Raw genomic sequence first — 21,308 nt, forward strand, 5'->3', positions numbered from 1 at the left:
GCGGTTTCCATCGATTCCCACCATAAAAAATGCCAGGAGACAAAAGATGAAAGACGAGATCGCATCAAAGAAGCTGAGCCGCCGCCAGATCCTGAAGGCAGGCGCTGTCGGCGCTGCACTGCCGCTGTTTTCCATCCTCACGCGGCCCGCCAATGCGGCCGAGTTTACTTATAAATTCGCCACCGGCCAGGATCCTTCGCACCCGGTCAACAAGCGCGCGCAGGAAGCCATCGACCGCATCCGCAACGCCACCAACGGGCGCATGGAGATCAAGCTGTTTCCGGCCAACCAGCTGGGTTCCGATACCGACCTGATGTCGCAGATCCGCAATGGCGGTGTGGAATTCTTCAACCAGGCCAATACCGTGCTCTCCACGCTGGTGCCGGCCGCCGGTATCGTCAATACCGGTTTTGCCTTCCAGGATTACGCGGCCGTGTGGAAGGCCATGGACGGCCCGCTCGGCACGCACGTGCGCGCGCAGATCGAGAAGGTGGGACTGCTGACCATGTCCAAGCCATGGGACAACGGCTTCCGCCAGATCACCACCTCGACCAAGGCGATCAGGAGTGCCGCCGACGTCAAGGGCCTGAAGCTGCGCGTGCCGGCAGCACCGATGCTGACCTCGCTGTTTTCGGCACTGGGCGCGAGTCCCACGCCGATCAATTTCAACGAGGTCTATTCGTCGCTGCAGACCAAGCTGGTGGAAGGGCAGGAAAATCCGCTGGCCATCATCAGCACCGCACGGCTTTACGAAGTGCAGAAGTTCTGCACGCTCTCCAATCACGTCTGGGACGCCTACTGGATTCTCGGCAACCGCCGCGCCTTCGACAAGCTGCCCAAGGACATCCAGGAGATCGTCCGCCGCGAACTCGATCAGGCCGCCACCGATGAGCGCGCCGACATCGCCAGCTTCTCCGGCATGGCCCGCAATGACTTGGCCGGCAAGGGTTTGCAGATCGTCGATGCGGACAAGGACTCCTTCAAACAGGCACTGGCGCAGGCCAATTTCTACAAGGACATGCGCGCCAGGTTTGGCGAGGAGGCGTGGAAGCTGCTGGAATCCAGCGTCGGCGCACTGGGCTGAGGAGCTGCATCAGAACTCCGCAGAGGGAATACGTAATTTAGAATACAAAATATAGAATGCGGAAAAGAGAAGGCCGGAGTCAGTTTGCTCCGGCCTTCCGTGTCTGTCACCGGGGAAAAATCTCAGCGTGGACCACCGCCTGGTCCGCCATCGCCCCAGCCTCCACGTGGTCCGCCGCCGCCCGGGCCGGGTCCGCAGAACCAGGGCGCGCAGACGCAGCCCCCCAGCGTGGTCAGCAGCAGCGCTGCAGCCAGCAGCGTCGTCAATCGTTTCATGGTCAACCTCATGCAAAGAAATGGAAAGAGATGCAGTGAGGCAGCATTGAACTACGCCAGTCTGCTAAGCGCAGTCAGGCAATTGCAACAAAGGATGTCATTTGCCGGGGAGGGCGTTCGCTTCAGTCGAAGCCGCGCACGCGCTCCTTGTCCATGCGCGGCAATTCCCAGTGAAAGCGGATCGCCAGCAGGCGCACCGAAAAGCCCAGCAGCAGGGAGCTCAGGGTGGCGATGCGGCCATCGATCTGCCAGTGCAGGATCAGCACATACAGGCTGCCGGTCAGCAGCGACACGCTGGCATAGATCTCGCGTCGCAGGACCAGCGGAATCTCGTTGCACAGCACGTCGCGCAGCAGGCCGCCGAAGACACCGGTGACCATGCCCAGCATCACCACGATGGCCGGGTGGAAGTTGTCGAAGCTGCGCGCGATATCGCAGCCAATGATGGTGAAAGCCACCAGCCCCAGTGCATCCACCACCAGGAAAGCGGACTTGAAATGATGCAGGGCGCGCGCCGCGACTGCTGCCACGATCGCCGCGCAGATGGTGAAGCCCAGATATTCGGGATGCGCCACCCAGCCCAGCGGATAGTGGCCGATCAGGATGTCGCGCACGGTCCCGCCACCCAGCGCCGCCACCGTGCCGATGAGGCAGATGCCGAAGATGTCCATGTCCTTGCGGATGCCCATGAGCGCGCCCGAGATGGCTTCGGCGCAGATGGCGATGAGGTAGATGGTATGCAGCAGCATGGCAGGGTCCGGGCTGGCGGTAGTCGCGAAGCCCGAATTATTGCATGGCGCGGTCCCGGCGCCATGCTGCGGCACCCAAGATCAGGCGGAGGTATCGATGATGTTGCCGATGGCCTTGACGCCCGAGGTCACGCTGTCGGCCACCGAATGCGCGGCCGAGGAAACTGCATCGACCGTGGTGTCGTAGGCGCTTTCAATCTCGTCACCGACTTCGGAGGCGACGTTCTTGATGGGCTGGATGATGGTGTTGTAGAAGCTGCTGTTGCCGGAGGAGACCGAAGACACGCTCATGTGAAACTCCCTTGTAGTGGTAGGCAGCCAGCATCCCCCTCTGCTGAGGGAGATGCGGACAGGAGTTCATCATAGGCAAGCGCGGTGGCCGTGCAAAGATGCGGACACCCCCTTATCGGGTAAAGAAATGCAATGCCTTGTAAAGCGGTGTAGGCATGCCGCTTGCACGGCATGCCACCGGGCCTTACTGCGCCAGTGCCAGCGTGGTTTCCTTCTGGCGCGTGGCAGTGTTCGCGCTCGCAGAGGCCGGTGAGCGCGGGCCGCTGTAGCTGATCTTGAACACCGACATGGCCTGGCTCAGTTTGATCGACTGGTCGCGCAGGTTCTCGGCAGCGGCGGCAGCCTGTTCCACCAGGGCGGCATTCTGCTGGGTGGTTTCGTCGATGGCGTTGACGGCCTGATTCAATTGCTCGATGCCGCCGCTCTGCTCATTGCTGGCCACCGTGATCTCGGCCATCGTGACGGCCATGTTTTCCACCGCGCCCCCGAGGTCGCCCATGGCTTGCGCGGTTTCGCGGACCAGCTGGTTGCCGCTCTCGACTTTCGCGCGCGAGTCGTCGATGAGGCCTTTGATGTCCTTGGCGGCGGCCGCCGAGCGTTGCGCCAGCGTGCGCACTTCCGCGGCGACCACGGCAAAGCCGCGTCCCTGCTCGCCGGCACGCGCCGCTTCCACGGCGGCGTTGAGCGCCAGGATGTTGGTCTGGAAGGAGATGCCGTCGATCAGCCCGATGATGTCCACGATCTTGTGCGACGCCGCGTCGATCTCGTCCATGGTCTTGCCCATGCGCTGCACCGAGTGGCTGCCACGCTGCGCAATGGAGGAGGCCGATTGCGCCTGGCGATCGGCGTTGGCCGCCGAGTCGGCATTCTGGCGCACGGTGGCGGCGAACTGCTCGACGCTGGAGGCGGTCTCTTCCAGTGCCGAGGCCTGCGATTCGGTACGGCTTGAGAGATCCATGTTGCCGCTGGCGATCTCGCCGGTGGAGATGGTCATCGATTCCACGTTGCGGCGCACGTCGCCGATGATGGCGCGCAGGTTGACGTTGAGCTGCTGCAGCGCTTGCAGCAGCAAGCCCATGTCGCCGCGCGCATCGGTATCGATATGCAGGTCGAGATCGCCGCCGGCCAGGCCATGGACGGACTTGATGGCGCGCTGCAAGGGCGCCACCACGCTGGCATGCAGCACCGCCCACGAGCCCAGCAGCAGCGCAGCGCCACCAAGCGTGCCGAGCCACACCGCATAGGGGCTGCCTCCGGCCGTTTGCACGGCACTGCCCGCGACCGCACCGCCGAGGATGAACATGAGCGTGAGCACGCCCATCATCCAGCCCAGCCGCTTGGCCAACGGCAGATCACGCAGGCCCTGCAGCCAGCCGATGAAGCCGGTGCGCGCCACTGCGCCGCGATGGATGCGCAGGCCGCGCGCCTGGCCGCCGACGAAGGCACGATAGGCGCTGTCGGCCGCCTGTACCTGCTCCCGCGAAGGACGCGTGCGCACGGACATGTAGCCGACCGCGCGGCCGTTCTCGCGCACCGGCGTGACGTTGGCCTGGACCCAGTAGTAATCGCCATTCTTGCAGCGGTTCTTGACCAGCCCGTTCCAGGGCAGGCCTTCCTTGAGCGTGGCCCACATGTCGGCGAAGGCCTCGCGCGGCATCTCGGGATGGCGCACTATGTTCTGCGGGGCCCCGATCAGTTCGGCTTCGTCGAAACCGCTGATTTCCACGAAGTAAGGATTGACGTAGGTGATGTTGCCCTGCAGGTCGGTCTTGGAGACGATGGACTTGCCATCCTCCAGCAACCGTTCGGTGGTGGTGATCGGTAGATTCGTGCGCATGCTTGCCCCCGTTGCCCTGACCGTTGCTGACCTTGCGGGGTCACGGTCCTGCCGCTGTTGTAGAAAGCCGCCGTGCTTCGTCCCCAAGCGCGGCGACCCCGTTTTCATACCGGGCCGCGTGCGGCCTGGTGTGGAATTGCGTGTCGGTGTCATGGCGTTCCATGGCATTTCCGCAAAGATGTGCGACGCCAGCCTGTATCCGGCTTGGGCGGCGCGACACGGAAACCATGATGACCAGAATCTAAACGCTGTACCGCGCTTTCAATCGGTCAAAAAGGCGGGACTTTCCATGGGTGAACCAGAAACGGGAGCAGCATTCCTGCCGGGCGGGGCGGGGCAGGGGCGATGAGGAACGGAAACTGTTTCCGCTCATCATCGTCATCGGCATGACGGTGGTCGCTTATTGGCGCGGCTGTACCTGAAACAGCACGCCTTGCGGCACCAGTTCTACCGAGAGCAATTGGTCGGCCACCACCTCGGTCATGCGCTGGCCGGGATTGTCCAGGGCGACCGTGGTGAGGCGGGTAATCAGGGGCAGCAGCTTGTCCTCGCTGCCGGAGATGAAACTGCGCGCGGCACTGGAGGCGCAGATCAGGAATTCGTCACGGGCACCGGGGACCTTGTTGGTCATCATCACGCCCACGTTGCGCAGCTCACCCTTCTTGTTGAGCGTGCCGATGAGCGTGGTCCGGGCCGGGCCGACCTGGGTGTCGAGCACGTATTCATATTTGCCCGGATGCAGGCGCGACGCGTCCAGCATGTAGAGGTGGGCCATGTGCTCGGGCTCTTCCACTTTCATGTCCCTGAGCACGTCAGCCAGCCGGTTGTTGAAGCGATCGGCAAATTGCTTGGGGGTGAGGCCCAGCGTGGTCTGGGCCGCTTCGTGCGCCGCCAGCTCCTGGTCGATGTGGCGGTCGCAGCCGGTCGCCAGCAGCGTGGCGGCCAGCAGGGTGCAGGACAGAAGACGCAGCGGAGATCGTAAAAGTGTCAGCATGTTCGTCAGAATGTCGTGTGTTGCGCTACATTGTGCATCATTCCCGTGGGATACAAGCTGTCGCAGATCAAGTGTGGAGGCCGGTTTGTGTGGGTTGGTGATAAAGTACCTTGCCGACAACAAGGCCAAGACGACAACATCCAGACCCACGCCAAGCCCATGACCGCTTCTCCCTTCGGCCAGCCCGCTGCTGCCCCCTCCGATCTGCACGAATTGCGCGAGATCATCCGTAGCTTTTCCAGCGAACGCGACTGGCTGCGTTTCCATACGCCCAAGAACCTGGCCATGGCCCTCTCGGTGGAGGTGGCCGAGCTGATGGAGCACTTCCAGTGGCTACCCACGGGTGCCGATCATGAACTCGATGACGCCGCGCGCGAAGGCATCCGTCATGAGATGGCCGATGTGCTGGTCTATCTGATCCAGCTGGCCGACCATACCGGCGTCGACCTGCGCAGCGCCGTGCTGGAAAAAATGGAACTGAATCGCCGCAAGTATCCGGTTGAACTGGCCCGTGGCAATGCGCGCAAATACAGCGCACTGGCCGGGCCGGCTGCCGGTACCGACGTCGGCGATGATGCCTCCGGTGCCGGCTGAGGCTGGCGCTGTCCTTGCTTTCCTCCCTCTCATGTTCGCTGCCCGGAGCTCGCCTTGACCAACTGGAATGACGGTTACGTCGTCGACATCGCCTACACCTACGGCTATTACCCCGGCATGAATCCGGCCCGCCTGCCGCTGGCCTTCGCCTTCCACGGCCTGCAGGCACCGGCCATCCAGACCGCCTGCGAGCTGGGTTTCGGGCAGGGCCTGTCGACCAATTTTCACGCAGCGGCATCCACCACGCGCTGGTGGGGCAATGATTTCAATCCCTTGCAGGCGGCCTTCGCCCAGGAACTGGCGGCGGCCAGTGGCAGCGGTGCGCAGCTGGAGGATTCCAGCTTCTCGCATTTCTGCCGCCGCGATGATCTGCCGGATTTCGATTTCATCGCCCTGCATGGCATCTGGAGCTGGGTCTCCGAGGACAACCGCGAGATCATTCTCGATTTCATCGACCGCAAGCTCAAGCCGGGCGGCGTGCTCTATCTGAGCTACAACACCCAGCCGGGCTGGTCGGCCTTCATGCCGCTGCGCGACCTGCTGGTGCAGCACACGCAACTGGCCGGCAACGAGGAACGCGGCCTGCCCACGGCCGCTCGCATCGAGGCCGCGCTGGCCTTTGCCACACGGCTCTTCGAGACCGACCCGGTCTATGCCCAGGCCAACCCCTTCATGCGCGACCGCTTCAAAATGCTGCAGCAGCAGTCGCGCAGCTACCTCGCACACGAATATTTCAATCGCGACTGGCACGCCGAGCCCTTTGCCGAGATCCATCGCCGCTTCTCGCAGGCCGGTCTGCAGTTCGCCTGCCCGGCGCACTACATCGATCACCTCGACATGGCCAACCTGACCCCGGCGCAGCGCCAGTGCCTGGCCGAGATCGACGACCCGGTGCTGTACCAGAGCACGCGCGACTTCATGGTCAACCAGACCTTCCGCCGCGATTACTGGGTGCGCGGCGGGCAGGTGCTGGATGAGCGCCAGCGCGTGCAGGCGCTGGCGCTGCAAAGCGTGGTGCTGCTGACCGAGCCGGACAAGGTGCCGCTGACGATTCAGAACGTGGCCGCCGAGATCACCCTCAACCGGCTCATCTACGAACCGATCCTGCAGGCGCTCTCGGACTACCAGCCGCACACGCTGGTGGACCTGGCGGCCTCGCTGGCGCATCGCAACCTGAACCTGTCGCAGGTGATCGATTCGGCGCTGATGCTGATCGGCACCGGCCACGCCGCTCCGCTGCCCCCCGAGCTGGATGCCGCCACCCAGGCCCAGATCGCGCGCCGCACGGCCGACCTCAATGCCTATCTCCTGCATCGCGCAGCGCTGGTGCTGCCGGAGAGCCAGGAGGGCGACATCGCTCATCTGGTCAGCCCGCTGACCGGCGGTGGCGTGAAGGTGGACCGCGTCGAGCAGTTGTTCCTGCTGGCGCGCGAAGTCTGCGGTGACGATGTCGAAGCCTGGCCCGCCCAGGCCTGGCAGCACATCGCTGCGCAGGGCAAGCGGCTGGTGCGCGATGGCGTGCGGCTGGAAGCCGAGGACGAGAACCTGGCTGAACTGGCGACGCAGGCGCGGCTCTTCGCGCGTACCAGGCTGCCCTTGCTGCGGGCGCTGCAGGTGGCGTGATGCGCGTGCCGATGCCATGGATGAGCTTGCCGCGGCGATTTGTCGTGGATTCTTCACACCCGGCCTGACGTCCGCATGACAGCCCCCTGACAAGCACGGCGATCCTGCGTGCAGGGCGGCAATCGCGTTGCATCGCAGCGAACTAGCCTGTACGATTTCGCGTGGCCATATTGCCGCCCATCACTGCCGTGCCTGCCGCGCCTGTCCTGCCGGTGCCGAACCTCTCTTTTAGGAAAGTCGGTTTTCAGCTTATGTCCCTGTCCCGTCAACTCCAAACACGCCTGACCCTGTCCGGCACCGCCGCTGCGCTGCTCACCGCCATCGTGCTGACCGCCATGGCCATGAATGGCAGCACGCAGGGCCTGGCGGTCGCCGCCGTGGTCCTGGTGCTGGTGTCGGCCCTGCTGTCCTGGGTGCTGGCGCGGCAACTGCTGCAACCGCTGTCCGGTCTGGAGGCCGGCATGCAGCAGCTGCAGGAAGAGCACAAGCAACTGGTGGAGCAACGCGATGATGCCCGCACCCACCTGGAAGAAATGGAAAAGACCCTGGCCCGCGTCGGCCTGGAAGATGCGCTGACCGGCCTGGCCAACCGCCGCCAGTTCGAGCGCGGCCTGCTGGAAGAATTCAACCGCGCGGCGCGCACCAACCTGTCGCTGGCCATCATCATGATCGACATCGATCTCTTCGATGAATACAACGCCAGCTATGGCCGCATGGCCGGCGACAAGGTCTTGCGCCGGGTCGGCAGCGCCATCCGCGATACCAACGTGCGTCCGGAAGATCTGCTCTCGCGTTTCGGTACCCAGGAGATCGCCGTGCTGTTGCCGGGTTCGCGCCTGGATGGCGCACTGATCGTGGCCGAACGCATCCGCAAGTCGATCGAACAGCTCAACATCGAGCACAGTGCCAGCCCGACCGGCCGCGTGACCATCAGCATCGGCATCGCCGCCGTGGCCCCGCAGCGTCAGGTCGACGAACCCGATACCGTGCTGCGCGAATCGGAAAAGGCGCTGGCCCTGGCCAAGGCAGCGGGGCGCGATTGCATCCGCACCACCGACGATTTCCGCAAGGCTTGAGCTGCATAGCGCTAGCCGCTACCCGCTGCCCCAATGAAAAATGCGGCCCGTGGTGTCCCACCGGGCCGCATTTTTCATGGTTCTTCGACGCTCCGCGTTCAGGGCTGCTCGGGCCCCGGCACCAGGAACTTGGACTTGGCGCAATACATCTTGGCGTTGGTATCGTTGTAGACGATCTTGCTGCCAGCCTGCGACTGCCTCATCGGATAGGCCGAATCATCCTCGGGGGTGAAGCGAATGCCCAATGCGCCCTTGATGGCATCGGTCAGCTTGACCGGCGTGGTGTTGAAATACGCGCCGATGAAGTCGGCCTGGCTGCTGCTGTCATTGACCAGGAAATCGGTGGCCTGCATGCCCCACAGCGTGACATTGGTGGCCTTGAACCAGTAGGCCCCGCCCTCGGTCTTGTAGGGCGGGCCGAAGGCGGCCACGAGGTAATCGAAGAAATACTTGCTGTTGAGCTGGTTGAGGCACAGCAAGGCATTGCCGACCTCAATGCCGAAGCTGGGTTGTGGCGCGGCCTGCGCCGCCGGTGCGCCGGCCACGGCACCGGCCAGCGTCAGCACCAGCGCGCACAGGCGCGGGCGCAGGCAGGTGCGCAGGCGAGATACGATCTTCAAACGAACTCCCGGAAATTGCCGTCTTGGCATGTTGTCGGTACGGCACGCAGGGCGGGCCGGGGAGTCGATTGTAGGGGGGATTTGAGATTTTTTCCAAACAGCAGGATATTTTTGTTGCTGGCAGGAATCGTCTGGGGCCTGTTCCCATGCATCTCGCAGATTGCATGGGAACAGGCCCTAGCGCTTGCCGCGCAACACCCGGTCGCCGCGGGCCGAGCGTCCTTCCTGCGGTGCTTCGCTGGCGGCCAGGTGGCCCAGGCCATCGAGGAAAGAGGCGATGCCGGTGCCTTTGACCAGCACGCAGGGCTTGCCCAGCTTCTTGCAGGTGCTTTTGACCAGGTGGTAGGCGTTGTGGCTGATGTTGCCGGAGGCGCAGATGACGATGTCGGCGGCGGCCAGCATGGGCGTGAGCCGGTGCAGGTTGTCCTCGCGTCCGCCATCGTGATGCAGGAAGCGCCCGGCGCGGGTTTCGATCTCGGCCCGGTAGTGATTGCGGGCACCGGTCAGGCCGCCGACGCAGAGCACACAGCGGTCATCGAGGGACAAGGCGATGGGGCCGGCCGTGGAGGCCGAAGCGGAAGCAGAGGCAGCAGCACGCATGAAGGGACTCGCAGGAAGTGAGTGACGGTCCCAGCCTAACCCCGGTGCCCCGGCTTGCGAACGAATCAATTTGCAGCAGCATATGCGCTTTGCGTTGGCGCAGCGCCACGCCCGGTCAGGCAGCGGGCGGTGGGGCGGCAGGCGTCGGTGGTGTTGCCGGAGCTGCCGCCGAGGATTGCTGTGCGCGCACCTGTCGCTGCATGGCCCGCACGAAGTCCGGCAGGCGGCGGCCATTGCGGTCAGGATAATGGCCTTGTTCGCTCATCTGCCGGACGCGGTCCAGGCGGAAGGAGCGGAAATCGTCACGCGTTTCGCACCAGGCGGCCAAGAGCCAGGTGCCGCCGAAGAAGGCCAGCGCCAGCGGCCACACCACCCGCTGGCTGCTGCGTTGCTGGGCATCGGTGTAATGCAGCAGCAGTTTGTGACGGCTGTTGATGGCCTGGCGGATGGCTTCCAGCCGCTCGCCCTGGCCGCAGTCGTCCTGCATGGCCGGCGCAAAGAGCGGAGTGGCCTCGACGAAATCGCGTTTTTCCTTGGGCAGGGCCAGCACCACCTTGGCCAGTGCCGAGGCCGCCGAGGCGCCCAGCTGAGGGCCGCCCCAGGCTTGCACCATCCGCATGCCGATCACCAGCGCATCGATTTCATCGGCGTTGAACATCAGCGGCGGCAGGTCATAGCCAGGCTTGATGCGGTAGCCGACCCCGGCTTCGCCATCCACTGGCACGCCCGACAGCGAAAGATCGCGGATGTCGCGATAGACCGTGCGTTCCGACACCGACAGCCATTGCGCCAGCTGGCGCGCCGTGGTGAGACGGCGTCCGCGCAGGTACTGGGTGATCTGGAACAGGCGGTCGGCTCGACGCATGACAGGCGGAGGGAAAAATGATGCGCGCCATTCTGGCACGCATGCTCCTGGCCCGCCACGAACTTCGATGCTGCTGTGCAAGATGCGGGCATGGCGCTGGGCTGGCGAGCCGATCCGGTCCGTTCAATGCATTGCGTGCAAGGCCAGACGATTGCCTTCGCTGTCGATGAACTGGGCGATGTAGCCGATATCGTTGGGCAGCTGGAAGCGCTCCATGGTCACTTCACCGCCGGCCGCCTTGACGCGGTCCAGCACCGCCTGGATCGAGGGGCCGGCATCCAGGTAGATCAGCGTGCCCTGGCGCGTGGGTTCCAGCCAACCCGGCGCGGTCAGGCAGCCGATGGACTGCCCGTCATCGCGCACGAAGATGGCCATGGGGCCTTCCTCGGACAGCTGCTCCTGGCGCAGCCTGGTGGCAAAGACGGCTTCGTAGAAGCGGGTGGCGCGCTGCAGGTCCTTGGTGGCGATCTCGAACCAGTTGACTTGGGTTTGCATGGTGGTCTTCCTTTTCTTGGGAGGGGAGCGTTTTCTATGCCGGCTGGCATGGAACGCATCATGCGCGAGGGCTACTGACAACGTCCTGTCAGTAGCCCTCGCGCGCCCGGGAAGAAACGGTCACCAATCAGCGCGTCGCCACCGCTGTTACGCCCTCCTGCTGCGGGTGCTCGCCGCTTTGTTCACTTTCCTGGCGAGCCGCATAGCGCCGCGCCAGTACCGCGCACAGCATCAGCTGCATCTGGTGGAACAGCATGATCGGCAGCAGCACCACCGCTGCCCCGCTGCCGGCAAACAGCACCGACGCGATGGGGATGCCCGAGGCCAGCGACTTCTTGGAGCCGCAGAAGACCAGCACGATTTCATCGCCGCGCGGCATCTTCAGGGCGCGGGCGCCATAGGTGGTCACCAGCAGCACGGTTCCCAGCAGCACCGCATTGACCAGCACCAGCAAGGCCAGTTGCCCCGGCGGGAACAGGTGCCACACGCCCTGTGCCACGGCCACGCTGAAGGCGGCATAGACCGACAGCAGGATGCCGCCGCGATCGACGACATTGACGATGACCTTGTGGCGATTGATCCAGTCACCGATCCAGGGACGCATCAGGTTGCCCAGCACGAAGGGCAGCAGCAGTTGCAGCAGGATGCTCAGCACCTGCGACATGCCGTTGGCTTCGTGATGACGATGCAGCAGCAAGGTCACCAGCAGCGGCGTGATGACGATGCCCAGCAGGTTCGATGCAGTGGCACCGCAGATCGCCGCCGGCACGTTGCCGCGCGCGATGGAGGTAAAGCCGATCGAGGATTGCACGGTGGAGGAGAGCGTACAGACGAACAGTACGCCCATCCAAAGTTGTGGCGTCAGCAGATCCGGCACGATGCTCTTCAAGGCCAGGCCCAGCAGGGGAAACAGCAGGAAGGTCGAGGCCAGCGTCAGCAGGTGCAGGCGCGGCTGCTTCAGTCCGGACAGCGCCGCCTCGCGCGAGAGCTTGGCGCCATGCAGGAAGAACAGCAGCGAGATGGCCGCATTGCTGGCGATGTGCATGAAGTGCTCGAAGCTGCCGGTGGCCGGGAAGAAGGTGGCCAGCAGCACGGTGCCGATGAGCAACTGGGTGAAGCGGTCGGGGAGAAAGCGGTTCATGGCGCGCTCGCGGAAAAAATGAAGGGACGATTCGGGTTGCCCTCATGATAGGAAAGCGCACGGCCATCGGGAACCCCTCTGATCACGTTGACTGTCATCGGAAACTCCGATGATAATGGCCGCATGCTCAATCCGCTCTGGCTCCAGACCTTCGCTACTGCCGCGACCTCGTCCAGCTTCACCGAGGCCGGGCGCCAGCTCGGGCTGACGCAATCGACGGTGAGCGACCACATCCGCCGCCTGGAAGAGAGCCTGGGCCGTCGCCTCTTCGTGCGCGATACGCATTCGCTGGCACTGACCGCTGATGGCGAAAGCCTGCTGGTCCATGCGCGCCTGATCCTGCAGGCGCATGCCCGCGCCGAAGCGCAGTTCAGCGCCCCGCGCCTGCGTGGCCGGGTGCGCTTCGGCACCTCCGACGACCTCGCCATGGGCCCGCTGCCGGACATGCTGGCGGCCTTTCGCAGCCAGCATCCGGAAGTCGAACTGGAAATCACCATCGGCCTCACCAGCGAGCTCTATGCCTCGCTGGACCAAGGCAAGCTGGACTTGCTGGTCGGCAAGCGGCGGGCCGGCGAATCGCGCGGGCACAGCATGTTCTCCACGCCCATGCAGTGGCTCACGCGGCCCGATACCCTGGTTGACCTCACCGAACCCTTGCCGCTGATCCTGCTGCCCGAGCCCAGCATCACGCGTGCGGCCACCTTGCAGGCACTGGGCAAGTCAGGCCATCACTGGCGCATCGTCTGCACCAGCGGCAGTCATGCGGGCTGCATGGCGGCGGCGCGCGGCGGGCTGGGGCTGGCGGCATTGCCGCAGCATCTGGCCTCGCGTGACCTGGTGGTGCCGCTGAATCATGCGGCACTGCCGCGCCTGCCGGATGTGGAATATGTGGCGCTCACCGCGCGGCGCTTGTCGCGGCCGGCGGACACGCTGTACCAGATCCTGATGGCCAGCCGCTTGAGCCGGGGCTGAACAGCACAGCGGGAGCGGGTTTCAGGCCGCCTCGACGATCAGCGCCGGAGCATTCAGTGAACGGATGCGGCGATCCACGAAATAACCACCGGCTTCCATGTAGCGCAGATAGTGGCGTGCGCATTGCGTGCAGCGCGCGATATTGCAGCGGTTGTACGGATACCAGGCCGGCGCGATGGGAGCCTCGGGCGAGGCGTAGCGCGTGCCCTGCGGATGGTATTCGGTGAAGGTCGGTTCGTCGTAGGGATCGGCAATGAGCGTGGCCACGTCCACCAGTTGCGTTTCCGGCAGCGACAGCGGCAGGCTGATCCAGCCGCTGCTGTCGGCCGCGCGGCAATTGCAATCCATGGTGATGGCCGCACTGTCGGCTGCCAGGGCGCGCAGTTGCGCCAGGTCCGGATGGGGGAGCAGGTCTTGCATGAGCGGGAGCAATCAGTGCGTGAGCGCGGAACGGCCTGTGGATAACCGAAGTGCAAATGCTATAAACGATTTATCCACAGGCTGGCGGAAAACAAGAAAAACCCGGGAAAACTACTTTTTCGGGTTGTAGCGGATATCCCCTTCGAACAGCTGTGCGGTGCCGCCACCCAGGTCGGATTGCACCGGCCACACTTCGTGCCCGATGCGCAATTCCGTACCTTCGTAGACGGCCTTGGCGACGATGATGCGTGCGTCCTCGGCGGCGACCATGCCTTCCTTCATCTGGCTCACTTCTTCCAGCAGCACCTTGACCTCGTAGGCCAGCGCCTTGCGCTTGTCGCTGGTCTCATGCAGCAGTTCGGGGGTGGCCTTTTCGGGATTGAGCTTGTAATAGCTCTGCTGCTTGATGGTGCGATCCAGCTCGGCCACCTTGCGCGTGTATTCCTGTTCCTTGATGGCGATCTTCTCTTCCAGATACGGATCGAGGCCGACCTGGACGCGCGTATGCGTGGTGGTGGACGCACCGATCACGTTGGCGCGGATGATGTTGGTCGCTTCCACGCGGCCGCCGATGATGTGGCCGGTACGCGGATTGCCCTTGCCGACCGTGATCTCGTTGCCGGCCAGCAGCTCGCAGTGACGGGCGTTGCCGAGTACCAGGATGTCGTCGGCGGCTTCGATGTGGGCGCTCTCGGCAAACATCACCTGCACCGATTTCTGTGAACTGATGCGCGAGGCAATGGCGGTGGTGCCGGCCTGGGCGGTGACGCCTTCGCTGTGGCCGATCACGCCGCCCTTGACCGTGACGCTGCCGCCGGCCACGATCTCGGCCGCTTCCACGGTGCCGTTGATGACCACGTCGCCGCCCACATTCATCTTCATGCCGGTAAGCACGTCACCGGAGACGCGCACCGTGCCTTCGAAGCTCAGGTTGCCGGTGGAGAGGTCGACGTTTTCCACATCCAGCACCGGGTTGACCTTCACGCCATTCTTGATGACCGTGGGCTGGCCCGGCACGATGGCCACCAGCAGGTCGGGGTCTTCCTCGCTCGGTTCGGCACCGATGCATTCCTTGGCGAAGGGCACGTCGGCAATCGGCCGTGCCGGCACCTTGCCGCCGCGGATGTCGATGCCATCCTGGCCCGGTACCGGTGGCGTGCGGCGCATCAGCGGATCACCGACCTTGACCAGCAGGATGTGGCCCATGTCGGCATAGGAGACCACGGCATCTTCGTCGATGTCGGCCAGCTCTTCTTCCTTCTCTTCCAGCAGGCTCTCGAAACGGGCCGGCTCGGCAGGCGTGGGCATGAGGCCCTGTGCCACCACCAGCTTGTTGCAGAAGCCCGCAGAGAGCGCCCCGCGCAGCTGCTCGTGCAGGATGCCGTAAGTGATGCCGGCGGCGCGGATGGCGTTGACCACTTCCACGCTCTTGGCGCGGCCACCGTAGGGCGGCACCAGGGTCAGCGAGGCCGTCATCAGGTCATCGGCCACATCGAGCGAGAACTCGCCATCGCGCCGTTCGGCGATGACCTGGGTGATGGGTTCCTTGGCATCCTCGGCCTTGCGCACGAAGCCATTGAGGACCGAATCCTGGAAAAACAGTTTGGTCAGCCCATGATCGGTCATGGCCTGTTTCAGGAAGGCCAGCGTCAGCGGCGGGAATCCCTGTATGGGTTGCCAGGTGGCGCTCAGTTCGCCGCTGGCCCTGTCGAACGCAAACGACAGCGGTTGCGGAGTTGCTTGGTTCATGCTGTTCCTCGATGTAAGGCTGCACCGGGTCTGTCTCGGATCGCTGGCGTGTCATGGCGCCAGCCAGGTACGCGGGGATGTCTTGTCGTGCGATGGAGGTGCGGGCCGTGATCCGGCGCGTTGCTGACCGCACCGGCAAAAAAGCGGCGGCAGTCCCCCTGACGCAATACGGATGACATTGTAATGTGGCAAGATGATCCAGTAATTTGTTCGATAGCACAAGTTTTGCCAATTTTGGCTCTAGATTAGGCTCTTATCGTTGGTTTTATGTTAAGTACCCAAATAGAAGACTTCAAGGGGGAAGATCCTCGCGATGAGGCATTGAGTGCGGCCCGTTATCGCGCTGGCCGCACCAGTACGCTGGTGAGCATCGTGGTCAATATCGCGCTGGTGATGCTGCAGGTCACGGCCGGCGTGTTCTCCGGATCGCAGGCCCTGATTGCGGACGGCATTCATTCGCTGTCCGATCTCATTTCCGATTTCGTGGTGCTGCTGGCGGGCCATCACAGCCGCAAGCAGGCTGACGACGATCACCAATATGGTCACCAGCGTTACGAAACGGCGGCCTCGCTGGCGCTGGGTGCATTGCTGCTGGCGGTGGGCCTGGGCATGCTGGTGTCGGCGGCCCAGAAGATCCAGCACTATGGCGAAACGCCACCGGTCCATGTGGCGGCCTTGTGGGTGGCGCTGGCGGCCTTGCTGGCCAAGGAACTGCTGTTCCGCTACATGCTGCGCATCGCCGAGCGCGTGCGCTCCAGCATGCTGGTGGCCAATGCCTGGCATGCGCGTTCGGATGCGGCTTCCTCTTTGGTGGTGGCGCTGGGCATCGTCGGCAGCCTGGCGGGCTTCACCTTGCTGGATCCGGTGGCTGCGGCGGTGGTGGGCTTGATGGTGGTGCGCACCGGCTGGGGATTTTTCTGGAGCGCGCTGCATGACCTGATGGACCGCGCCGTGTCCGCTGAAGAAGGCGAGGCCATCCGCGCTACCATCCTCGCCACGCCCGGAGTGCAGGGGGTGCATGACTTGCGCACGCGGCGCATGGGCGATCTCACGCTGGTGGACGTGCATCTGGAAATCGATGGCACGCTCACCGTCACCGAAGGCCATGCCATTGCCATCGACGCGCGGCGCCGGGTGCTGGAAGCGCATCCTGTGCTGGATGTGATGACGCATGTGGATCCGGTCGATGCGGTCGATGCGGTCGATGCGGTCGATGCGGTAGAGCAGGGTGATGCGTACTGATCGTCACAATGTCTGCCTGGCAATACATTGTGTAGCGTACGCCGCAGCATTCTGACGAACCCGGCACGACAACTTGTCTAGCGCGGCCGTCTTCGTTTAAAATCCGGGCTTCTCTTTGGGGAGTAGCCAGCTTCCGGGTCATCCGGAAGAGCCCGTGTCAACATTCTCGGCAGCATCGCTGCCGTGGCGCGGGTAGCCATCCAGGTAGGCGAGACCATAGACGTATCCTGCGGCCAGGCTGGGCGCGCAGGCGCGTCCATGGACTTTTCGCCCGGCCAAGGAATCCCCGCTCATGAATTTCCCCGCTCTCCTTCTCCTCGCGCTGGCGATGTCTACCGACGCCTTTGCGGCCGCCATCGGCAAGGGTGCCGCCATGCAGAAGCCACGCTTCCTGCAGGCACTGCGCATCGGCCTGCTGTTCGGCGTGATCGAAGCCATCACTCCCCTCATCGGCTGGTTCGCCGGTTCTGTCGCGACCAAGTGGGTCTCGGAATGGGATCACTGGATCGCCTTCGTGCTGCTGCTGGTGCTGGGTGCGCGCATGATCCGCGAAGGCTTGAGCGACGATGATGAGGAAGAAGAGGCCAGTGCTACCCCGCAGAAGCAATCCGTGGTCATGCTGGCCCTCACTGCGGTGGCCACCAGCATCGATGCCATGGCCGTGGGCGTGGGCCTGGCCTTCATCGACGTCAACATCCTCGAAGCCGCGCTGTTGATCGGCCTGGCCACCACCACCATGGTCACCATCGGCGTGATGGTCGGCCGCGTGCTGGGCCACCTGATCGGCAAGCGCGCCGAGATCATCGGTGGCGTGGTGTTGATTGGCGTGGGCGCGGCGATCCTCTATGAACACCTGAGCCGCGTGGGCGGCTGATATCAGGCTGGTGCCGCCGGACGCAGCCTGGCTGCGCGTTCGGCACAGTAGTCGGCGGCCATCAGGCGGAAGGCCGTGACCGCCGGATTGTCCTGGTCCGCGCGCCAGGCCATGCTCATCTCGGCACGCGGCATGTCGCCTGCCAGCGGACGGAATTCCACCCGGTCGTAATGGAAGCGCTGGGCCGAGGCGGGCAGGATGCCTACGCCCAGCCCGGCACGCACCAGCGACAGGATGGTGTGGCTCTGGTCGATGTATTGCGTGAAATCGGGTTTGACGTCCGCCGCACCCAGCATGGCCATGATGCGTTCGTAGAAATATTTTCCATGCGTGGGCGAATGCATGATGAAGGGCTGGCCATCGAGTTGGGCCGTGGCGATGCGCTCATGCGCGGCCAGCGCGTGGCCTTGCGGCATGGCCAGCACCAGTGGCTCGTCATCCACCAGTTGCAATTCCAGCGGCTGGCGTGATGAGACCGGCCGCAGGAAGCCGATGTCGATGGTGTTGGCGGTGAAGGCTTCCAGTTGCGACACCGAAATCAGTTCGAACAGCACCACGTCGATCTCGGGCAGGCTCTTGCGCGCCTGCATCAGCAGCTCAGGAATCAGCTCATAGCCGGCCGCACCGGTGAAGCCGACCCGCACCCGCCCGGTCTTGCCCTGGCTGGCGCGGCGCACCGTGCTCTCGGCCTGCTCCGACAATTGCAGCAGGCGTGAAGCATCGGCCAGGAACACCCGGCCTTCGGTGGTCAGGCGCACGGTGCGTCCGACCCGTTCAAACAATTGCACGCCCAGCCTGTGTTCCAGCAGATGGATCTGCCGTGACAGGGGCGGCTGGGTCATGTTCAGCAGCGCCGCTGCACGACGGAAATTGAGTTCGGTCGCAGCGACCACGAAACAACGGACTTGAGCCAGATCGAGCATGGGGATTCGCCGGTAAGGGGAGCGTGCATTATAGGCAGTTACGCTCCCGGCCACGGCCATGATCCTGTTCAGGTGGTGAGGCTGCCCTCCGGCCGCTGTCCGGCCAGACCTTGCGCCAGGCTGGCCAGCACCATCTCGCCCATGGCCGTGCGCGACTCCACGGTGGCGCTGGCGCGATGGGCTTGCAGAACCACCTGGTCCATTTGCAACAAGGCCGCCGGTACGTTGGGTTCATCCACGAACACATCCAGACCCGCACCGGCGATCACGCCGCGCTGCAGGGCATCCACCAGATCCTCTTCCACCACCAGCTTGCCGCGCGCGATGTTGATGAGGATGCCTTCGCGTCCGAGCGCATCGAGCACGGCGGCATTGATGATGCCTTGCGCCTTGTCGGCGGCGGCCGCCAGGACCAGCACATCGCTCTCGCGCGCCAGTTGCAGCAGCTCGGCCTGGAAGGTGTAGGGCAGGTCCTCCATGGCGCGCAGGTCGGTATAGGCGATCGGGCAGCCGAAGGCCGCTGCGCGCTGGGCGATGGCGCGGCCCACCTTGCCCATGCCGACGATGCCCACGCGCTTGCCGCTCAGGCGGCGCGACAGTGGAATGGCCGTCGGCGAAGGATGGCGCACCCAGTCACCGCGCTGCACGAAGGCATGGCCCGGACAGATCTGCCGGCTCACCGCCAGCATCAGCCCCAAGGCCAGGTCAGCCACATCCTCGGTCAGCGCGCCGAAGGTGCCGGTCACCGGCAGGCCCTTGCTGCGCGCATGGTTGAGGTCCACCGCATCGGTCCCGACACCATTGACCGCCACAACCTTCAACGCCGGCAGGCGATCCATGAGCGCATTGCTGATGCCGGTGTGGCCGCCGGTGATGACGCCTTCGATCACCGCACCATGGCGCTCGATGTAGGCTTCCTTGTCGTCCTGCTCGAACAGGCGGTGCATGTGATAGAGGCTTTCCAGCTTGTCGTTGATGGCCGGGACCAGGATGGGATTGAGCTGCAGCACGTGGCGTTTCATGGGGGGACTCCTTCTCGTTCGGTGGCAATGCCGGCGGATGATGCGGGCATTCGGGCAGGGCGTCCAATCCGAAAAGGCTATCAATTGATTCACGAAATGGTGACTGATTCGGTATCAGTATCGATTCAATCCGCACATCACCTGATAGCCAGAAAAGATTGGACGCCATGCAGGGCCGCCGCCATGATTCCCAGCGTCGGCCACCGAGACACGCAGGGGCCGCAATGAATGCCGGGCGTCAACAGATCCCTCCGGGGACACACAACAAAGCCCGCCACCCGCACAGGAGACAAGCATGAACCTGGGATCACCCCGGACCGGCCGCACGCTGCCGTCCTGAGCGCGGCAGTGCCACGCCATTGCCGCCATCCATAACGATAAACACGAGACACGCCCAAGGAGTCCGACGATGAATCACGTCGACGCCGCCGACCCGGTCGGCCGCCGCAGTTCCGCCGCATCCGCCTCATCCGCAGCCCCGGCCGCCAGCGCGTCCGCACCGCTGGCCCAGCAGAAACCGACCCGCTATCGCTGGGTGGTGATGGGCCTGATCTTCATGATCTGGGCCATTGCCTGCGCCGACCGCGCCAATTTCGGCATCGCCCTGCCGTACATGAAGAAGGAATACGGCATCTCCAATACCGAAGCCGGGCTGATCGTGAGCCTGTTTTCGTTTGCCTACGGCATCGTGCAGATTCCGGTCGGGCTGATGTACAAGCGCCTGAGCGAGAAGACCACCGGCATTCTCTTTTCCGTCTTCATGCTGCTGACTTCGCTGTTCACCGGCCTCATGGGCACGACCTCCTCGGTGCTGCTGTTGCAGCTCTACCGCGTCGGCCTGGGTTTGTCGGAAGGTCCGCTGGGCATCGGCTGTACCAACGTCATCAATCGCTGGTTCCCGCCCGAGGAAAAGGGCACCGCCACCGGGCTCTGGATTGCCGCCTCCAAGCTCGGCCCGCTGATCGTGCCGACGGTCTGCATCATCGTCATCCAGCTCTGGGGCTGGCGCGAAATCTTTTACGTCTTTGCGGTGCCGGGCATTTTCCTGGCCATCCTGTGGTTCTTCCTGGTGACCAATTCGCCGGCCGAGAATCGTTTCTGCAATGAGGCCGAACGCCGCTACATCACTCAGGACGTGCCGGCCGGTTTAGCCAGCAGCGGCGCACGCCCGGCCCAGGGCGCGCAAGTGGCACCGATGCCCTGGCTGGACGGCATCAACCGTACCCGCCGCGTGCCGCGCCTGGAAACGCTGCGCCAGGTCTTCACCTCGTGGAACGTGATCGGCGTGGCCATCGGCTATGGCTGCATGATCGGCATCAGCAACATCTTCATGTCATGGATCCCGACCTACCTGGTGACGGTCAAGGGGTTTGCCTCGGTGAAGATGGGTTTCCTGGCCTCGGCTCCGTTCATCGGTGCGGTGGCCGGCAACATGCTGGGCGGGATCATCTCGGATCGCCTGCTCGGTGGCCGCCGCAAGCCCATGATGCTGCTGGGTGCGCTGGGCACGGCCGTGATGACGCTGATGCTGGTGGAAGCGCCGGACAGCGTGCTGTATCTCGGGGCCATGCTGATGTTGTCGGGCCTGATGCTGGGCATCGGCTTTGCCGGGTATTCTGCTTATCCCATGGGGCTGGCGACCAAGTCCACCTATCCGACCGCGTTCGGCATCGTCAATTCGCTGGGGCAGATCGGTGGGGCTTGCGCCCCCCTGGCGGTGGGCATGCTGCTGGATCGCTATGACTGGAACAGTGTCTTCCTCTACATGGTCGGCACCTCGCTGCTGTGCCTGGTGCTGCTGCTGAGCGTGGTGGAACCGATTACCGTGAGGAAGGCCGGAGAGGAAGCCTGAGTCTCATCTG

At 64.0% G+C, this 21,308-nt stretch carries 22 protein-coding genes and 1 riboswitch; of the genes, 8 read left to right on the top strand and 14 right to left on the bottom strand.

All coding sequences use genetic code 11. The features are described 5' to 3' along the window. Nucleotides 1–46: 46 nt before the first annotated feature. Nucleotides 47–1,084, top strand: coding sequence for a TRAP transporter substrate-binding protein (locus ACWFUC_RS07835; RefSeq protein WP_489637557.1), 1,038 nt, complete (start codon nt 47–49; stop codon nt 1,082–1,084). Nucleotides 1,085–1,206: 122 nt separating this feature from the next. Here the strand turns inward: ACWFUC_RS07835 and ACWFUC_RS07840 are convergent, their stop codons facing one another. The 5 genes from ACWFUC_RS07840 to ACWFUC_RS07860 form a co-directional block, all read right to left on the bottom strand. After that, nucleotides 1,207–1,359, bottom strand: a complete 153-nt coding sequence (locus ACWFUC_RS07840) for a hypothetical protein (protein ID WP_166675556.1) — start codon at nt 1,357–1,359, stop codon at nt 1,207–1,209. Nucleotides 1,360–1,481: 122 nt separating this feature from the next. Then, the gene (locus tag ACWFUC_RS07845; RefSeq protein ID WP_034331895.1) at nt 1,482–2,108 is read right to left on the bottom strand and encodes a trimeric intracellular cation channel family protein; all 627 of its coding nucleotides are present in this window, start codon (nt 2,106–2,108) and stop codon (nt 1,482–1,484) included. 81 nt (nt 2,109–2,189) lie between these two features. Then, nucleotides 2,190–2,399 carry a hypothetical protein gene (locus ACWFUC_RS07850; protein ID WP_034331894.1) on the bottom strand — a complete coding sequence of 70 codons (210 nt, stop codon included), beginning with the start codon at nt 2,397–2,399 and terminating at the stop codon, nt 2,190–2,192. Nucleotides 2,400–2,583: 184 nt separating this feature from the next. After that, a complete protein-coding gene (locus tag ACWFUC_RS07855) occupies nt 2,584–4,236 on the bottom strand; it encodes a methyl-accepting chemotaxis protein (protein WP_489637558.1) in 1,653 nt (550 codons plus the stop codon). Between the two features lie 400 nt (nt 4,237–4,636). After that, nucleotides 4,637–5,230 (bottom strand): attG domain containing protein, encoded by a 594-nt coding sequence (locus ACWFUC_RS07860; protein ID WP_489637559.1) that lies wholly within the window; start codon nt 5,228–5,230, stop codon nt 4,637–4,639. 159 nt (nt 5,231–5,389) lie between these two features. On the opposite strand from ACWFUC_RS07860, the gene ACWFUC_RS07865 reads away from it, so the two are divergent. The 3 genes from ACWFUC_RS07865 (at nt 5,390) to ACWFUC_RS07875 (ending at nt 8,523) form a co-directional block, all read left to right on the top strand. Further along, entirely contained in the window at nt 5,390–5,824 is a 435-nt protein-coding gene (locus tag ACWFUC_RS07865) for a nucleotide pyrophosphohydrolase (protein WP_489637560.1), read from the top strand. Nucleotides 5,825–5,878: 54 nt separating this feature from the next. Further along, the gene (locus tag ACWFUC_RS07870) at nt 5,879–7,447 is read left to right on the top strand and encodes a methyltransferase regulatory domain-containing protein (RefSeq protein ID WP_134221305.1); all 1,569 of its coding nucleotides are present in this window, start codon (nt 5,879–5,881) and stop codon (nt 7,445–7,447) included. Nucleotides 7,448–7,698: 251 nt separating this feature from the next. Further along, nucleotides 7,699–8,523: a diguanylate cyclase gene (locus ACWFUC_RS07875; protein WP_121042834.1), complete on the top strand. Its 825-nt coding sequence runs from the start codon at nt 7,699–7,701 to the stop codon at nt 8,521–8,523. Nucleotides 8,524–8,621: 98 nt separating this feature from the next. Here ACWFUC_RS07875 and ACWFUC_RS07880 read toward each other — a convergent pair whose 3' ends face one another. The 5 genes from ACWFUC_RS07880 to ACWFUC_RS07900 form a co-directional block, all read right to left on the bottom strand. After that, entirely contained in the window at nt 8,622–9,143 is a 522-nt protein-coding gene (locus ACWFUC_RS07880; RefSeq protein WP_034331888.1) for a hypothetical protein, read from the bottom strand. Nucleotides 9,144–9,320: 177 nt separating this feature from the next. Further along, nucleotides 9,321–9,743 (bottom strand): DUF2325 domain-containing protein, encoded by a 423-nt coding sequence (locus tag ACWFUC_RS07885; protein WP_252697210.1) that lies wholly within the window; start codon nt 9,741–9,743, stop codon nt 9,321–9,323. A 115-nt stretch (nt 9,744–9,858) separates the two neighbouring features. Continuing rightward, nucleotides 9,859–10,608 carry a helix-turn-helix transcriptional regulator gene (locus ACWFUC_RS07890; protein WP_343741477.1) on the bottom strand — a complete coding sequence of 250 codons (750 nt, stop codon included), beginning with the start codon at nt 10,606–10,608 and terminating at the stop codon, nt 9,859–9,861. 123 nt (nt 10,609–10,731) lie between these two features. Continuing rightward, complete coding sequence (locus ACWFUC_RS07895; protein WP_034331886.1) at nt 10,732–11,103, bottom strand: VOC family protein; 372 nt, start codon at nt 11,101–11,103, stop codon at nt 10,732–10,734. Nucleotides 11,104–11,230: 127 nt separating this feature from the next. Further along, a complete protein-coding gene (locus ACWFUC_RS07900) occupies nt 11,231–12,244 on the bottom strand; it encodes a bile acid:sodium symporter family protein (protein WP_489624565.1) in 1,014 nt (337 codons plus the stop codon). Between the two features lie 123 nt (nt 12,245–12,367). Here ACWFUC_RS07900 and ACWFUC_RS07905 point away from each other — a divergent pair, with 123 nt between their 5' ends. Next, nucleotides 12,368–13,216, top strand: a complete 849-nt coding sequence (locus ACWFUC_RS07905; protein ID WP_034331884.1) for a LysR family transcriptional regulator — start codon at nt 12,368–12,370, stop codon at nt 13,214–13,216. A 21-nt stretch (nt 13,217–13,237) separates the two neighbouring features. On the opposite strand, the gene ACWFUC_RS07910 is transcribed toward ACWFUC_RS07905, so the two are convergent. Both ACWFUC_RS07910 and ACWFUC_RS07915 read right to left on the bottom strand, forming a co-directional pair. Next, nucleotides 13,238–13,636, bottom strand: coding sequence for a hypothetical protein (locus ACWFUC_RS07910; protein ID WP_209533619.1), 399 nt, complete (start codon nt 13,634–13,636; stop codon nt 13,238–13,240). A gap of 111 nt (nt 13,637–13,747) precedes the next feature. After that, complete coding sequence (locus tag ACWFUC_RS07915; RefSeq protein WP_489624566.1) at nt 13,748–15,385, bottom strand: flagellar assembly protein A; 1,638 nt, start codon at nt 15,383–15,385, stop codon at nt 13,748–13,750. Between the two features lie 267 nt (nt 15,386–15,652). Here ACWFUC_RS07915 and ACWFUC_RS07920 point away from each other — a divergent pair, with 267 nt between their 5' ends. Beyond that, on the top strand, nt 15,653–16,627 hold the full coding sequence (locus tag ACWFUC_RS07920) for a cation diffusion facilitator family transporter (RefSeq protein ID WP_489637561.1): 975 nt from the start codon (nt 15,653–15,655) through the stop codon (nt 16,625–16,627). A 103-nt stretch (nt 16,628–16,730) separates the two neighbouring features. Then, nucleotides 16,731–16,912, top strand: a riboswitch (yybP-ykoY riboswitch). Nucleotides 16,913–16,919: 7 nt separating this feature from the next. Next, nucleotides 16,920–17,501 (top strand): manganese efflux pump MntP, encoded by a 582-nt coding sequence (gene mntP, locus ACWFUC_RS07925; protein ID WP_134135569.1) that lies wholly within the window; start codon nt 16,920–16,922, stop codon nt 17,499–17,501. Nucleotides 17,502–17,503: 2 nt separating this feature from the next. On the opposite strand, the gene ACWFUC_RS07930 is transcribed toward mntP, so the two are convergent. Together ACWFUC_RS07930 and ACWFUC_RS07935 are read right to left on the bottom strand one after the other, a co-directional pair. Then, nucleotides 17,504–18,424 (bottom strand): LysR family transcriptional regulator, encoded by a 921-nt coding sequence (locus tag ACWFUC_RS07930; protein ID WP_489624568.1) that lies wholly within the window; start codon nt 18,422–18,424, stop codon nt 17,504–17,506. A gap of 68 nt (nt 18,425–18,492) precedes the next feature. Beyond that, nucleotides 18,493–19,446, bottom strand: coding sequence for a 2-hydroxyacid dehydrogenase (locus ACWFUC_RS07935; protein ID WP_134135567.1), 954 nt, complete (start codon nt 19,444–19,446; stop codon nt 18,493–18,495). A gap of 409 nt (nt 19,447–19,855) precedes the next feature. On the opposite strand from ACWFUC_RS07935, the gene ACWFUC_RS07940 reads away from it, so the two are divergent. Next, the gene (locus ACWFUC_RS07940) at nt 19,856–21,298 is read left to right on the top strand and encodes an MFS transporter (protein ID WP_489624569.1); all 1,443 of its coding nucleotides are present in this window, start codon (nt 19,856–19,858) and stop codon (nt 21,296–21,298) included. Nucleotides 21,299–21,308 lie beyond the last annotated feature (10 nt).

This window comes from Herbaspirillum sp. Her4, assembly GCF_057961335.1.

Coding starts and splice junctions, on each gene's coding strand:
- ACWFUC_RS07835 (WP_489637557.1), top strand. CDS start 47: ATGAAAGACGAGATCGCATCAAAGAAGCTGAGCCGCCGCCAGATCCTG.
- ACWFUC_RS07840 (WP_166675556.1), bottom strand. CDS start 1,359: ATGAAACGATTGACGACGCTGCTGGCTGCAGCGCTGCTGCTGACCACG.
- ACWFUC_RS07845 (WP_034331895.1), bottom strand. CDS start 2,108: ATGCTGCTGCATACCATCTACCTCATCGCCATCTGCGCCGAAGCCATC.
- ACWFUC_RS07850 (WP_034331894.1), bottom strand. CDS start 2,399: ATGAGCGTGTCTTCGGTCTCCTCCGGCAACAGCAGCTTCTACAACACC.
- ACWFUC_RS07855 (WP_489637558.1), bottom strand. CDS start 4,236: ATGCGCACGAATCTACCGATCACCACCACCGAACGGTTGCTGGAGGAT.
- ACWFUC_RS07860 (WP_489637559.1), bottom strand. CDS start 5,230: ATGCTGACACTTTTACGATCTCCGCTGCGTCTTCTGTCCTGCACCCTG.
- ACWFUC_RS07865 (WP_489637560.1), top strand. CDS start 5,390: ATGACCGCTTCTCCCTTCGGCCAGCCCGCTGCTGCCCCCTCCGATCTG.
- ACWFUC_RS07875 (WP_121042834.1), top strand. CDS start 7,699: ATGTCCCTGTCCCGTCAACTCCAAACACGCCTGACCCTGTCCGGCACC.
- ACWFUC_RS07885 (WP_252697210.1), bottom strand. CDS start 9,743: ATGCGTGCTGCTGCCTCTGCTTCCGCTTCGGCCTCCACGGCCGGCCCC.
- ACWFUC_RS07890 (WP_343741477.1), bottom strand. CDS start 10,608: ATGCGTCGAGCCGACCGCCTGTTCCAGATCACCCAGTACCTGCGCGGA.
- ACWFUC_RS07895 (WP_034331886.1), bottom strand. CDS start 11,103: ATGCAAACCCAAGTCAACTGGTTCGAGATCGCCACCAAGGACCTGCAG.
- ACWFUC_RS07900 (WP_489624565.1), bottom strand. CDS start 12,244: ATGAACCGCTTTCTCCCCGACCGCTTCACCCAGTTGCTCATCGGCACC.
- ACWFUC_RS07905 (WP_034331884.1), top strand. CDS start 12,368: ATGCTCAATCCGCTCTGGCTCCAGACCTTCGCTACTGCCGCGACCTCG.
- ACWFUC_RS07910 (WP_209533619.1), bottom strand. CDS start 13,636: ATGCAAGACCTGCTCCCCCATCCGGACCTGGCGCAACTGCGCGCCCTG.
- ACWFUC_RS07915 (WP_489624566.1), bottom strand. CDS start 15,385: ATGAACCAAGCAACTCCGCAACCGCTGTCGTTTGCGTTCGACAGGGCC.
- ACWFUC_RS07920 (WP_489637561.1), top strand. CDS start 15,653: ATGTTAAGTACCCAAATAGAAGACTTCAAGGGGGAAGATCCTCGCGAT.
- mntP (WP_134135569.1), top strand. CDS start 16,920: ATGAATTTCCCCGCTCTCCTTCTCCTCGCGCTGGCGATGTCTACCGAC.
- ACWFUC_RS07930 (WP_489624568.1), bottom strand. CDS start 18,424: ATGCTCGATCTGGCTCAAGTCCGTTGTTTCGTGGTCGCTGCGACCGAA.
- ACWFUC_RS07935 (WP_134135567.1), bottom strand. CDS start 19,446: ATGAAACGCCACGTGCTGCAGCTCAATCCCATCCTGGTCCCGGCCATC.
- ACWFUC_RS07940 (WP_489624569.1), top strand. CDS start 19,856: ATGAATCACGTCGACGCCGCCGACCCGGTCGGCCGCCGCAGTTCCGCC.